The sequence below is a fragment of the Mameliella sp. LZ-28 genome, from assembly GCF_012274245.1.
Classification (GTDB): domain Bacteria; phylum Pseudomonadota; class Alphaproteobacteria; order Rhodobacterales; family Rhodobacteraceae; genus Antarctobacter; species Antarctobacter albus.
Genome location: NZ_JAANYX010000033.1, coordinates 163,524 through 176,509, shown reverse-complemented (window position 1 = coordinate 176,509; position 12,986 = coordinate 163,524). Strand labels below are relative to the sequence as shown.

15 protein-coding genes are annotated in these 12,986 nt (G+C 66.5%); 1 reads left to right on the top strand and 14 read right to left on the bottom strand.

The genetic code is table 11. The features are described from left to right. Position 1 precedes the first annotated feature (1 nt). The 13 genes from G9Q80_RS18805 to G9Q80_RS18745 all read right to left on the bottom strand — a co-directional run bounded on the left by G9Q80_RS18805 (position 2) and on the right by G9Q80_RS18745 (position 10,079). Positions 2 to 1,465: a di-heme oxidoreductase family protein gene (locus tag G9Q80_RS18805; RefSeq protein ID WP_088714131.1), complete on the bottom strand. Its 1,464-nt coding sequence runs from the start codon at positions 1,463 to 1,465 to the stop codon at positions 2 to 4. Between the two features lie 37 nt (positions 1,466 to 1,502). Beyond that, positions 1,503 to 1,988, bottom strand: coding sequence for a bacterioferritin (gene bfr / locus G9Q80_RS18800; protein ID WP_043143194.1), 486 nt, complete (start codon positions 1,986 to 1,988; stop codon positions 1,503 to 1,505). Beyond that, positions 1,955 to 2,170, bottom strand: coding sequence for a (2Fe-2S)-binding protein (locus G9Q80_RS18795; RefSeq protein WP_308421222.1), 216 nt, complete (start codon positions 2,168 to 2,170; stop codon positions 1,955 to 1,957). Before G9Q80_RS18795 ends, bfr begins: the two co-directional genes overlap by 34 nt. 80 nt (positions 2,171 to 2,250) lie before the next feature. Continuing rightward, complete coding sequence (locus G9Q80_RS18790) at positions 2,251 to 3,522, bottom strand: imelysin family protein (protein WP_184757090.1); 1,272 nt, start codon at positions 3,520 to 3,522, stop codon at positions 2,251 to 2,253. Between the two features lie 29 nt (positions 3,523 to 3,551). After that, positions 3,552 to 4,034, bottom strand: coding sequence for a hypothetical protein (locus G9Q80_RS18785; protein ID WP_088714130.1), 483 nt, complete (start codon positions 4,032 to 4,034; stop codon positions 3,552 to 3,554). Beyond that, on the bottom strand, positions 4,031 to 4,192 hold the full coding sequence (gene hemP / locus G9Q80_RS18780; RefSeq protein WP_088714129.1) for a hemin uptake protein HemP: 162 nt from the start codon (positions 4,190 to 4,192) through the stop codon (positions 4,031 to 4,033). Before hemP ends, G9Q80_RS18785 begins: the two co-directional genes overlap by 4 nt. Next, positions 4,183 to 4,335: a hypothetical protein gene (locus G9Q80_RS18775; protein ID WP_157903779.1), complete on the bottom strand. Its 153-nt coding sequence runs from the start codon at positions 4,333 to 4,335 to the stop codon at positions 4,183 to 4,185. Before G9Q80_RS18775 ends, hemP begins: the two co-directional genes overlap by 10 nt. Positions 4,336 to 4,515: 180 nt before the next feature. Continuing rightward, positions 4,516 to 5,586 (bottom strand): acyltransferase family protein, encoded by a 1,071-nt coding sequence (locus G9Q80_RS18770; RefSeq protein ID WP_088714128.1) that lies wholly within the window; start codon positions 5,584 to 5,586, stop codon positions 4,516 to 4,518. A 76-nt stretch (positions 5,587 to 5,662) separates the two neighbouring features. Then, on the bottom strand, positions 5,663 to 7,654 hold the full coding sequence (locus G9Q80_RS18765) for a sensor histidine kinase (RefSeq protein ID WP_088714127.1): 1,992 nt from the start codon (positions 7,652 to 7,654) through the stop codon (positions 5,663 to 5,665). Next, on the bottom strand, positions 7,635 to 8,114 hold the full coding sequence (locus G9Q80_RS18760; RefSeq protein ID WP_088714126.1) for a DUF6505 family protein: 480 nt from the start codon (positions 8,112 to 8,114) through the stop codon (positions 7,635 to 7,637). The genes G9Q80_RS18765 and G9Q80_RS18760 overlap by 20 nt, the downstream gene beginning before the upstream one ends. Further along, a complete protein-coding gene (locus tag G9Q80_RS18755) occupies positions 8,111 to 8,812 on the bottom strand; it encodes a biotin/lipoate--protein ligase family protein (RefSeq protein WP_088668862.1) in 702 nt (233 codons plus the stop codon). Before G9Q80_RS18755 ends, G9Q80_RS18760 begins: the two co-directional genes overlap by 4 nt. A 5-nt stretch (positions 8,813 to 8,817) precedes the next feature. Further along, positions 8,818 to 9,891 carry an Mrp/NBP35 family ATP-binding protein gene (locus G9Q80_RS18750; RefSeq protein WP_088714125.1) on the bottom strand — a complete coding sequence of 358 codons (1,074 nt, stop codon included), beginning with the start codon at positions 9,889 to 9,891 and terminating at the stop codon, positions 8,818 to 8,820. Next, positions 9,888 to 10,079 carry a DUF6494 family protein gene (locus G9Q80_RS18745; RefSeq protein ID WP_043143199.1) on the bottom strand — a complete coding sequence of 64 codons (192 nt, stop codon included), beginning with the start codon at positions 10,077 to 10,079 and terminating at the stop codon, positions 9,888 to 9,890. Before G9Q80_RS18745 ends, G9Q80_RS18750 begins: the two co-directional genes overlap by 4 nt. A gap of 53 nt (positions 10,080 to 10,132) precedes the next feature. On the opposite strand from G9Q80_RS18745, the gene G9Q80_RS18740 reads away from it, so the two are divergent. Then, positions 10,133 to 10,897 (top strand): substrate-binding domain-containing protein, encoded by a 765-nt coding sequence (locus G9Q80_RS18740; protein ID WP_088714124.1) that lies wholly within the window; start codon positions 10,133 to 10,135, stop codon positions 10,895 to 10,897. A 29-nt stretch (positions 10,898 to 10,926) separates the two neighbouring features. On the opposite strand, the gene G9Q80_RS18735 is transcribed toward G9Q80_RS18740, so the two are convergent. Beyond that, a complete protein-coding gene (locus tag G9Q80_RS18735; protein WP_088714123.1) occupies positions 10,927 to 12,876 on the bottom strand; it encodes a 4Fe-4S binding protein in 1,950 nt (649 codons plus the stop codon). Positions 12,877 to 12,986 lie beyond the last annotated feature (110 nt).

Here is a 12,986-nt window from a genome sequence, read left to right as displayed (position 1 = left end):
GTCAGAGGCTTTCCAGAAAGGCGATCAGGGCGTTGCGGTCAGGCGGCGGCATCCGGGTGACGGCGTCGCGTTGTGCCTGCGCCTCGCCCCCATGCCAGAGGATCGCCTCCAGCAGGGACCGCGCGCGGCCATCGTGCAGGAATGTGGTATGCCCCGAGACCTGTTCCGTCAAACCGATCCCCCAGAGCGGCGCGGTCCGCCATTCGCGGCCCGTGGCCCGCGCCTCTGGCCGACCGTCCGCCAGACCGGCGCCCATGTCGTGCAAGAGCATGTCGGTATAGGGCCAGATCAGCTGGAAACTGTGTTCCGGCCGGTCGGGCAGGCGGTGGGTCACGAATTTCGGCCTGTGGCAGGCGGCGCAACCCGTGTCATAAAAGACCTGTTTGCCGCGCAGCACCTGAGGGTCATCCATGTTGCGGCGCGCGGGTACGCCCAGGTTGCGGCTGTAGAAGGCGGTCAGTTCCAGCCCCTCGGCGTCCACCTCGAAACCGCGCGCGTCGCCGCCGCCATGCGGCGCGGCCTGACAGTCGGCCTGAAGGTCGGTGCATTCGCCCGCGCCCGCCGGGAACAGGGGGCTGGAAATGCCGATGTCGCCGACAAAGGCCGCCGCCGTCTGTTCCAGGATCGTCGGATTGCCCGCCTTGTGGCCGAACCGGCCCAGCATCGGCATGTCGAATTCGACCGACCAGACGATATTCGCCCGCCCCGAAATGCCGTCGCCATTGGCATCACCGGGATCGGCCCTGGCCAGGATCTCCGCTGCCGGGATCGCCTCCAACAGGCCCAGTCCGATCATCTGCGGCGCGACGCGGGGCGAGAGCATGGCTTTTGGGTGCAGCGGTCCATAGCCCAGGTCGGCGGCGGTATAAGTCGGTTTGCGCAGGGTGGCGGTTTCGCCCCCCGACAATGGCACGGTGATCTCTTTGTAATCCACCTGCAGGCGGTATTCGGCAGCATGGCCCGGCAGGCTGAAATCCTGCAACTGCGTGCCGTAAGTCGGCTCTGGCGCGCTGGCGATATAGCCCTCGATCTCGGGGATCATGTCGTCGGGACCGCCGGGCACCGAGACCCGCAGGAACATCGACACTGCGCTGTCGTCGTGGCTTTCGGGGGGATGGCCGCGCCCGTCCTTGATGTGGCAGCGCTGGCAGGAGCGCGCGTTATACAGCGGCCCCAACCCGTCCGAGGCCAGCGTGGACGAGGGCGAAGACACCCAGATCTTGCGGAACAGCCCGTTGCCGACCTTGAAGGTCAGCTCATCCTCGAAATCGAGGCTGGCGGAAGGCAGGGAAAAGGCGTTGGCATCCGGCGTCACCCGCACCGTCGCGGCGCCGGCGGGCTTGTACTCGAACCGTTCCGGCGCGTCGAAACCCGGGGGCGGCGCCAGCACCTTGGCGATGCGCGCGGCCTCGGCCGGGGTGCGCGGCGTGAAGTTCAGATGCGGTTCATCAAGCGGGCCCGCCATTGCGGCGGGCCCGATGAGGACAGCAAGACAGGCCAGCTTACTCGGCTTCATCCATCTTCGATGCGTTGAGGTGGGCATAATTCTCGGCGCCGACACGGTCGTGCAGGTCAAGCTGGGTTTCGAGAAAGTCGATATGACCTTCTTCATCGGCCAGCAGCTGGTCGAACAGCTCCTTGGTGACGTGGTCGCCGGCCTCGTGACAGTATTCGCGGGCCTCCTTGTAGAGAGCGCGTGCCTCCTGTTCGGCGGCAAGGTCACATTCCAGCGTCTCCTTGGGCGTCTGGCCGATGCGCAGCGGGTCCAGCTTTTGCAGGTTGGGGTGGCCTTCCAGAAAGACGATCCGTTCCATCAGCTTGTCCGCGTGGTTCATCTCCTCGATGCTTTCCTCGCGGCTCTTCTTGGCCATGTGGCCCAGGCCCCAGTCCTCTTGCAGCTTGTAATGCAGCCAGTACTGGCTGATCGCCGTCAACTCGCTGCGAAGGGCGCGGTTCAGGTAGTCGATGACTTTCGGGTCGCCTTGCATGGTCGGGTTTCCTGTGTTGCTCCATCCCTGAGGGTACGGAGGTGCATGGGGACTTCCAAGTTTTGATTCTTGCGCATGGTGCCAAGGAAAAGCGGCATGCAACCGCCGCAATCCGCGGCCTTTCCCAATGCGTGATAGATCTTGCCCGGTGTGATGAGGGTTTCAGGGTCCGCCGCCCGCATCCAGTCGATGGCGGAATGAATGTCGTGATCGGTGATGTTCTGGCAATGACAGATGATCATGGCGGCGGATCCGGTTGGTTTTACTGGAAGACGGCGTCGGGGTCGTCGAGACTGTCCGAGCCTTCGATGGCGGTGCCCTCGGCGCCCAGCAGGGCAACGATGCGTTCGATGCTGCGGGTCTGGTCGATCAACCCGTTGACGCCGCCCATGACCAGCGCCTCACCGGCCTCGGATCCGCGTTCCAGCATCATGTCATAGCTGAACCCGGCCTCGGCGGCGGACTTGATCCGGCCAAGTGCCATCATCGTATGCGCCAGCTTGCCCTGCATCTCGGCGTCCAGCGCGGCATCGGTTTCGGCGACGAGGTCGGCCAGGGACGGGCCGCTGATCAGCGTGCCGTCGATGCGGACATATTCGCCAAGATAGACGTTCTGGATGCCCAATCCGTCGTAGTAGTGGCTGTTGTGCGTGTTGTCCGAGAAACAGTCGTGCTCTTCCTCGGGGTCGTTCAGCATCAGGCCCAGGCGCATGCGTTCGCCTGCCTGTTCCCCGTAAGAGAGCGAGCCCATGCCGGTCAGCATCGCCGTGATCCCGGCAGCCTCGTCCGCCATCAGGGTGCTGCGGGCCTCGCCACCCTCGGCCCATTGCGCGGTGATCCATTCGAGGTCCGAGACCAGCAGGTCGGTCGCGGCCTTGAGGTAGTCTCCGCGGCGGTCGCAGTTGTCGTTGGTGCAGGCCTCGCCCCGGGCATAGTCGGTCCAGGGGCGGTTGCCGGCGCCATGTGCATGGCCGTTCAGGTCCTGGCCCCAGAGCAGGAACTCGATGGCGTGATAGCCAGTGGCCACGTTGGCCTCGACGCCGTCGGCCTCGTGCAGGGTGTCGGACAGCAGGGCAGGGGTGATCTCGGCCGCATCCACGGTCTCGCCCGAGATGGTCAGCGAGGGCGAGGCGACGACATTCAGCGCGGCCAGCGCGTTTTCGTCGGTCGGGCCGCCATAGGTCACGTCAACGTAGTCGATCAGGCCTTCGTCCAGCGGCCAGGCGTTCACCTTGCCTTCCCAGTCGTCGACGATTGCATTGCCGAAACGGTAGACTTCGCTCTGCTGATAGGGGACGCGGGCGGCCAGCCAGGCGGATTTCGCCGCCTGAAGGGTGTCCGCCGAAGGCTGGGCGATCAATGCATCGACGGCCGATTGCAGGCGCTGGGCAGCGATTAGGCTGTCGCCGTAGATGGCCTCGGCAATATCGGCGTAATTGTCCAGAACCTCGGTCCTGGAAACCTCGGCAAGGGCGGAACCGGCGGCGAGGGTCAGCGCCAGCGCGCTGGTCGCAAGGGTCCGGGTGGTCTTGATCTTCACTGTCTTTGTCCTCTTGGCGTTTGCTAGTGCAGTGTCCGCGGAGCGTTGGGGCCCGCTTTGCGCGGTGTCCCGGCGGGGGTTCGGCTGGTCATGCGGCGCAGCGCCAGGCCGAAATCCTCGGCCAACGCGGCCAGGATCGGGGCGATGTCGGGCCGCACCAGCGTCATCGCCAGCAACAGCGCATCCTCGCGCTGGCCTTCGCTGGCGTATCCGATGAAGGTGGCAAAGCAGGACTCGTCGGCGCCCAGGCATTTGCAGGTGACGTGGTGGCGCATCAGCGGGCGCCGGCAATGGCGCGCGCAAAGCGCACAGAGGTCCTCGAAGACGCCCAGGGCATGGCGGCCCTCGGTGCTGCCCAGGTGTCGGGCGAAATCGCTCCAGACCTCGGTGCGGGCGGCATCGCCGTCGTTCCACAGCCGCAGGTACAGGACCGCGCCTGCCTCGACCGGGCCAAGCTCTGACAGGTAACCGACCGGCGCGCCGCCTCTTTCGACCATGCCGCTCATTTCGTCAGGATCAGTTTGCCGGCGCGGGTGATGCGCAGGATGTACAATTGATCGGCCAGGCGGATGCGGGCCAGGTCGCCGCCCTCGGTCAGGTCTCGGGCGTCATAGACGGGCAGGGGGTCCGCCTGCCCGGTGTCGGTTGCTGTGCTCAGGCCCATGTCCGTCCCTCCGGTTTGCCTTCGATCCGGTCGAACAGGCGTTCGAGGGAAAACAGGGTGGAAAAGCCAAGGGTCACGGGCCGCCGGTCGCCCTCGCCGGGCGTCCGGGGATCTGCGGCAATGTCGCTGGCATTCAGCATCATGGGTCTCCGCGTGCCGGAATACATCGTTGGCTTGGCCCGGATTCGAGGGGCTGGCTGGGATGACTTAAAGCTGACTATTTCTGTATGTTTTGTCAATCCGACAATTTTGGTCGGATAAAAGCCCGCGGGCAACCCCACGGAATCAGTGCGGTTTCCACCGGGATGCCCCGGCAGCGGTGTTCATAGGAAAAGGTTGAGAAACCGGCGCGCGGGGCGTTCGATCAGGTGGTAGCTGAGCGCCGATCCGGCGATCACGATCACCCCCACCAGCGGCCAGCCGGGGGTCGCAAGCCCCAGCTTGGGCGCGTAGTCATAGCAGGCTTTGATCACCAGGACGTGGATCATGTAGGTCGAGTAGGAAATCTCTCCGAGGTAGACCATGACCCGGCTGTTTGTGGGCAGCCAGGGTGCCTCGGACAGACGCGCGCCCGCCACGATCAGCAGGCAGAAGGGCAGGAGCAACTCATATCCAGGGTCGCGCTGGCCGGCCAGCAGGGGCAGCGTCAGCAGCCCGACCGCTCCGGCGACAAGCCCAAGCCGCATCGACACCTGCGGCGCGATCCGGCGCAACACCATGCCCAGGATGAACAGGGGCAGGATGCGCAGGGCGCCGAAATCCCAGGTCAGGTGCAGGAATGCCGTCTTGCCCAGGCTGAGCGCAAAGAGATGCACCCCGACAGCACTGAGCGCCAGGGCGATCAGCAGCGCCCATGTCGGGTAGCGGCGCACCGCGAGCAGGCCGAAAAGCAGGTAGGCGAACATCTCGGCCGAGATCGTCCAGCTGGGCCCGTTCAGCACCAGCCCCTCTGTCAGCGCCCAGCTGTGCAGCATCAGCACAGAGGCGACGACCCCGTCATGCCGGTTGTTGCCCAGCACCGCCAGGGCCAGGAAGATCAGCAGCATCGCCAGGTGCAGCGGATAGATGCGCGCAAAGCGTTTCCACAGGAACCGCCGCAAAGAGAACCGCCCTGAGGTGATCTGCCCTTCGTAGACATGGGCGATGATGAACCCCGACAGGATAAAGAAGAAATCCACCCCCCGCGCGCCGTTCTCGACGATGTCCCAGCCCAGCCCCGTGCCCGGTTCGATCCGCACGCGAACATGGAACAGAAAGACCCAGAAGGCGGCGAAAAAGCGAAAGGCGGTCAGGGTGCGCAGGTCGGCGGCCAGCGCCCCGGCGGGGCTGGTCGCACCCGGCAGGGTGCCTTGGGGAAGGCTGGCCTGTCCTGTCATCCCGCGATCCTTGCGCATGTCCTGGACCCGTCATGGCGCGGGAAAGTGGCGGGTACAGGGCCGCAAAGGGCCGCTTTGGTGAAATACGCGGGGCTCATGCCGCGGGCAGCCAGACCCGGAACAGGGCGCCGCCCTCGGGGGCATTGGTTGCCGTGATCAGCCCGCCCGCCCGCTGCACCAGTGTCTGAGAAATCGACAGGCCCAGCCCGGTGCCTTCGCCCTGCTTGGTGGTGAAGAACGGGTCAAAGACCGCCTCCATCGCGCCTTCAGACAGGCCCGGGCCGCTGTCCTGCACGCTCAGGCAGGCGCCCGGCCTGCCGTCTCTGTCTTCGGCGCTCAGGGTCAGGGTCAGCGTGCCGTCATGGCCCATCGCCTGCGTGGCGTTCATGACGAGGTTGATGATGACCTGCTGCATCTCGCCGGGATCGACATGCACCTCGGGCGCTTCGTGAAAATCGGTCTCGACCCGGATGGCGCTTTTGGACAGGACGTGTTCGACCAGCAGTAGGCAATCCTCGACCAGCGGGCCAAGCGAGACAGAGTCCTCGTAGGCGTGGAATTCTCCGGGGCGGGCGAATTGCAGCAGCTTGCCCACCATCGCGTCGATGCGCGCGACTTGCCGGTCGACCAGGTCCAGCTCTGTCTTGACAGGTTGCGCCTTGTCGCCCAGCGTCTCGCGGATCACGTCGACATTGCCCTGGATGACCGCGACGGGGTTGTTGATCTCATGCGCGACGCCAGCGGTGATTTCCCCGATCGAGGCGAGTTTCTCGTTCATGACCAGTTGCCGATAGGTCTCTTCCAGCTTGGCATTGGCCTCGCGCAGTTCGGCGGTGCGTTCCTCGACACGCTGGTTCAGCTCATCCGCCCAGGCGCGAAGGCGCTTGTCGCGGTCCTGGACCTGGCCCAGCAGGTCGTCCAGATGCGCCGCCACCTGGCCGATCTCGTCGCGCGCGCCCACATCGCCGTAGCGGGCTGAGAGGTCGCCGCGGCCCACGCGCTGCATGGTGCGGGTGATCCGTTCCAGCGGCGCAAAGATGCCCCGCGCCAGGGTCAGGAACAGCGGCACCGACAGGACCAGAACGCCGACGAAGGCCGCCAGCATCCACAGGATCGCGTCGCGTTTTTCCGCTGCGAAGGGCGCCTCCAGAAAGCCGACGTAGAGCATTCCCACGCGCTCGCCGAAACTGTCGGTCAGCGGCAGGTAGCCCGAGATATACCAGTCGTTGACGACAAAAGCGCGGTCCAGCCAGGTCTTGCCCTCGCCAAGAACCTGTTGCCGCACCACCGCCGACACCCGCGTTCCCAGCGCGCGCACGTCCTCGAACAGCCGCACGTTGGTCGAGACACGCACATCGTCCAGGAACAGCGTCGCCGTGCCCTGGCGTTCGCCGCCGGTCACGGCATTCAGGTAGACCAGCGCGTTGATCGTGTCGATGAACTGCAGGTTGCGGTTCAAGAGGATGCCCCCCACCAGCACGCCATGATGACCGTCCAGCAGGACCGGCGCCGCGGAGTGCACCACCATCCCGCGATCCTCGACCTCGCGTTCGGTGGGGACGGCGGCCTCCGTCTCGATCAGCGGGATACGGGCGCGGGCATCCAGCAGACCGGGCAGGGCGGACAGGTCCGCGCCGGAGAGGATGTCGATCTCGGTCGCGGGGCGGCCATCCAGCGCCGCCACGATCACCGGCCAGCGCGAGGCATCGCCCAGCGTCGCCTCCTCTGACAGGTAATAGAGGAAATCCAGTTCCAGCGCCTCGCGCTTTTCGGCAAGGTAGCTGTCGAGCGCCGGGCCGCTGGCCGCCAGAACGCGCCCGAACTCGGCGCTTTCGGCGACGCCGGTCAGCTCATCGCCGGTCGTCTCCATGATGCGGGCCAGGTATTGCTCGGCGATGCGCAGGTCGGATTCGACGTTGGCGATCAGCAGTTCGTCGTAGTCACTGGTCCAGCGCGTCATGCCCAGCACCAGCAACAGCGGCATCAGCACCGTCAGCGGTGCCAGCGCCAGCACCAGGAGGCGCAGGCGCACCGACAGCGCGGGCACGCGCCCGCGCCTTGGCTGATTACTCGTCGAGCGATCCATGAATCGCGAATTGTTCCAGCCCGGCCGCCTGCGCCTCGATCACGCGATAGGCCTCGCGCACGCCGGAGTCGGTCAGTTCACGGGCGACGGTCAGCAGGGTATTGGCCGGGTGGTCCTCGCAGAGATCGGCCATGTGGGCAATCTCGTCCTGTGCGACGGGTCGTGCCGCCTCGACGGAGGGCGCGCCGTAGTAGGTCACGAAATGCTGTGCCAGCAGGTCCGTCAAGGCATTGACCTCTGCCGGTTCGGCCTCGGTCACGGCGACGAATGTCGCCCGCCCGCCGGTTTCCAGCCCGAACCAGCCGTTGGCAAAGGCCTGCCGTGCCTTGCCGGCCAGGTCGCCCTCGGTCCAGTTGGAAAACTCGAACCCGCCGGAGATGCACCACTCGCCTGTGCGCGCGGGGCTGGCAAAGACATGCTGGTCGCTTTCGTCGAAATGGATGGCACGGGCCAGTTTCATGGGGCCTCCTCCAGAAGGGTCGTCAAGGGGATCAGATGGGTGGTCTCGCTGTCGCGCAGGAGCATCCCGAACGCCTCGTCCACGCCCAGGAAGGTGCCGGGCCAGCCGTCCTGCACCACGGTTTCCCCCAATCCATGCGCAAGACCACGCCATTCCGAATGCAGCGCCTTGGCGCCTTCGTCTTCCCAGCGGGCAATCCAGTTCAGCGTGTGCCGCGCCCAGGCCTCGACCAGACGTTCGGGCGCGACCTCGGCGCAGCCTTCCTCGAACAGGGCCGTCTGGTCGGGCACCTCGCCCGGAATGGCGGCCAGGGTCAGGGGCAGTTCGAACCCGACCACCAGCCAGTCCGGGACTGCCTCCGGGTCCTGGGTCGAGGCACAGGCTCGGAAGGCGCCGCAGGCGGCGCCGTTGACCAGGATGCCGCCCGCCCAGGCCAGGTGCACCGCCACCTCGGGCGGGGCCAGCGCGCCAAGCGCGTTCTGGAACCCCACGCCGCAAAGCGGCAGCATGACCATCGCCTGTTGCAGCGGCACCTCTGGCGTCATCACCAGCGCCGCGCCCATGCGGTCCGCGGCGATGCGGTAGCAGACAAGGCCCGCGTCGCAGCCCCGGATCGCCCGCATCACCGCGCCGTCAAAGGGATCGCCGCCGACCTCCTCGCCGCTCATCGCGGGCGGGAAGGTCAGCGGCTCGGTGATCCCGCTCATGCGACGCCCTCTGCCACCAGCGCGCTGGCGATGGCGTGGAAGGCCTGCGCCTGGGCGCTGTCGGGCTTCGAGGTCACGATCGGCGCGCCGCCGTCGCTTGCCAGCCGGATCTGCAGGTCCAGCGGCACCTCGGCCAAGAGGGGCACGCCCAGCTTTTGGGCCTCGGCCGCCACGCCGCCGTGGCCAAAGACATGTTCCTCATGTCCACAGTTGGAACAGATATGCGTGCTCATGTTCTCGATCATACCAAGGATCGGGACATTTAGCTGCCGGAACATGTCGATGCCCTTGCGCGCGTCCAGCAGCGCCACGTCCTGCGGCGTGCTGACGATGATCGCGCCATCGACATGCGCCTTCTGGCTCAGCGTCATCTGCACGTCGCCGGTGCCCGGCGGCAGATCCACCAGCAGCACGTCCAGCGCGCCCCATTGCACCTGCATCATCATCTGTTGCAGCGCGCCCATCAGCATCGGCCCGCGCCAGACCACGGCCTGGTCCTCGTTGGTCATCAGGCCAATCGACATCATGGTGACGCCGTGATTGCGCAGGGGCAGGATCGTCTTGCCGTCGGGCGAGGCAGGCCGCCCCGAGACGCCCAGCATCCGCGGCTGCGACGGCCCGTAGACGTCCGCGTCCAGCAGGCCGACGCGCCGCCCCTGCGCGGCCAGCGCACAGGCGAGGTTCGACGAGACGGTGGATTTGCCCACGCCGCCCTTGCCGCTGGCAATGGCGATGATGTGGTCCACCCCGGGGATCTTCTGCGGGCCCTGCGGTTCGGCCTTTTTCTTCATCCCAAGGTCCGGCGGCGCCTTCTCGGAGTGGCCGGTCAGCACGATGGCGACCTTTTCGACCCCGTCCAACGCGCCCAGCCGGGCCTCTGCCTCGGCCTTGACCTTGCCATAGGCCTCGGCGTGTTGCGGCGCGATTTCCATGACGAAGCGGACATTGCCATCCTCGACATTCAGAGCTCGCATGACGCCACTGGCCACGATGTTGCCGCCCGCAACCGGGTCGGCGACGGTTTTCAGCACTTCCAGGACGGCGTCGCGTCCAAGCGTCGTCCGGGTCATTCCTGGCCCTTGATCTCGCCGGTGACCTCATGGCTCAGGCCCAGTTCGGGGATCGTCACGACGGCCTTGACGGCATAGGTCTTGCCGGCGGTATCGGTATTGCGCATCGCTTCCTCGATGGCCTGCTGCGAGGTCACGCCGACCTGCTTCAGAAACTTGCGCATCGACATGTTGAAGTCTTCGCTCATGGTCTGGTCCCTTTCATTTGACGCATGGCAGGGCGGGGGCCTAGCATGACCCGATGACCCTGCGTCTTTCTTTCATTTCCAGCGCACTTGCGCTTGGCCTGTCGCTTGTTCCCCTCGCGCTTGTCGCCCAGGACGACCCGCGCCCCGTCCGCCTGCATGCGCCCGCGGCACTTGTCGACAGCGGTCTTGTCCAACATATCCTTCCGCGCTTCACGCTCAAGACGCGGGTGCGGGTGGAACTGGTCGAGGACCCGGAAAAGGCCGATATCGTGCTGGGCGCAACGGGGGATCCGCTGTTCGCGGGGCCGGAACAGGTCTGGCACCTTGAGGTGAGCTCTGCGGATCACGCGGGCACCGGGCGTTTCGCGGACTGGCTGACATCCGAGGTCGGCCTCAACACGGTGGCAAGTTTCGCACCCGACGGTGCGCCGCTGTTCGGCCCGCCGCCGGACGAGACCGGAGATGTCGAGACCGTGGTGATCGACGGCGACGCGAAACTGGGGCACAGGGTCAGCCGCGCCAAATGCGTCCGCTGCCATGTGATCGACGAAAAGACGCGCGGCTTCGGCATCGGCTCGACCCCCAGTTTCATGGTGCTGCGGGCGCTGCCGGACTGGGAGGATCGGTTCTATGCCTTCTACGCGCTGAATCCGCACCCGGCCTTCACCGTGGTCGAGGGGGTGACACTGCCCTTTCCCGACAACCGGCCCTCGCCCATCGCGCCGGTCCGCATGACGCTGGACGAGGTCGAGGCCATCGTCGCCTATGTCGCCGCGATTCAGGCCGCGGACCTGGGCGCGCCGCTGGAGTTCCAGTAGCGTCCGGGGCAGGGCGGGGTCCGTCACGGTCAGTGATCCCGGCGCTTGGACAGGTAATCCTCGGTCGTGCGGACCTTGGGCCGCTCTCCCATCGCAAAGGGATTGTCCGAAGCGCCCATCTGCGCCTTGACCCGGCAATCGTCGCACATCTGGATCATCCGCAGCTTCTCCGGATCCTGGAACATGGCGTGCCCCGAGAGTTTCTCGGTGATCCGGTCGATGGCGGATTTCGACCCGAAGAGCGTGCCGCAGTCGACGCAGGCAAAGGGCTCTTCCTCGTTCAGCACCTCTTGCCGCAGGGCCGTCTCGGTCAGGTCCAGGCGTGGTTCCAGCGTGATGGCCGTTTCCGGGCAGATCGTGGCGCAGATCCCGCATTGCAGGCAGGCGTCCTCCTGAAAGCGCAGCTGCGGCAGGTCCGGGTTGTCGCCAAGCGCACCAGAGGGGCAGAGCGAAACACAGGACAGGCAGAGCGTACAGGCATCCGTATCCACCAGCACGGCGCCATAGGGGGCGCCCTGGGGCAGGGGCAACTGCGCTTGGTCGCCGTGCAGTGCGCGGGCAGCCTGCCGTGTCACCTGCCGCCGGGTGCCAAGGGGGCGCACCGGCTCTGCCACCGGGGCAGGGGCGGTTTCGTCATAAAGTGCATCGCTCATCGCGTCGGGGTCGGGCGTGTCCAGCAGGTGCACCCGGTTCCCGCCCGCGATTGCCTGGGCCAGCGCCAGCTGCGCCGCCAGGGCATCGCGGTCCGCCCCCGCTCCGGACAGCAAGGTGACTGACGCAAAGCCCGCCGCCAGCGCGGCCACGGCTTCGGCATGTCCGAAGGCGCCCACGACGGGCAGTTCCATCGGGATCACGTCGCGCGGCAGTCCGCGCCCGTGCCGGGCGGAGAGGCGGATCATCTCTGCCCCATGCGCGTCATGCACCAAGAGGCGCGGCGCGCTGCCGCCCGCATCCAGGTAGGCCTTGGCCAGTGTCTGCACCCGGCGAAAGGTCAGGTCGACCGGCGGCGCGTCATAGCTGATGGCGCCCGAGGGGCAGACCGCCGAACAGGCACCGCAGCCCGCGCAGATCATCGGATCGACCGTCACGTGATCGCCCTCGGGCGAGATCGCGCCGGTGGGGCACAGGTCGAGGCAGCGGGTACAGCCCGTCTGCCCGGCCCGCGAATGGGCACAGAGCAGCGACTCCGTGCGCACGTACAGCGGCTTTTCGAAGGTGCCGACAAGGTGCGACGCGGCCATGACCGCCGCCGCCACCGAGGGGGCGTGAGATGGATCTGCCCGCAGGTAACCCTCGCGCTTTTCATGCGCGGGGAACAGCGGGGTGTCGCCCCGCAGGTCGAGGATCACGTCGCAGTCCGAGGCGCCGCCGTCTTGCGGATCGGTCAGGACAAAGGCACCGCGCCCGCCCGGTTCGACTTGCCGCAGGGCGTCGATCACCACGCGGAATTGCCCCAGCGCGCCCTGTGCCTGCCGCAGGCGGCCCGTCACCACGTCATAGGCGCGGCTGTCGGGAACTTCCGATCCCTCGGGCAAGAGCACCGTCACCCCCAGATGCGGCGCCAGCTGTTCGGCGGCAGGCAGGGCGACATCCGGCGCCCCGAGGACCAGGCACAGCCCCTCTGAAATCACGTCGAGCGTCTTTTCCGGCGCGGCGGGCAGCAATGCCTCTGCGATCAGGGCGGACATTTTGGGTACTGCAGAGGCGGACTCCGCGCTCCACCCGGCCCGGTCGCGCAGGTCCAGTACCGGCGGCGCCGGCAGGTCCATTTCCTCTGCCAGGGCCTCGAAAATCCGGGACTCCTGGGTACAGCAAAAAATCGTGTCACCCCCCTGCAGGGCGGCGGCGGCCCGGTCGATCTGGCTGGTGCAGAGGGCCGAACAGGGTGGGGATACCTCCAGCCCGGTGGTCCGTGACAGGGCCTGGGAATCGACTTGCTGCGTCCCCAGGCAGTCGCATGTTATCAATGACTTGACCATTGTCTTGCCCTCCCCTCAAAGCACGCTTGACGGTGCCTGTTTCGTGCTGCGCCGGTGGAGCCTAGCCATGATTCGCGGCCCTCCACAACCGTTTATCCCGGTCAGCCAAA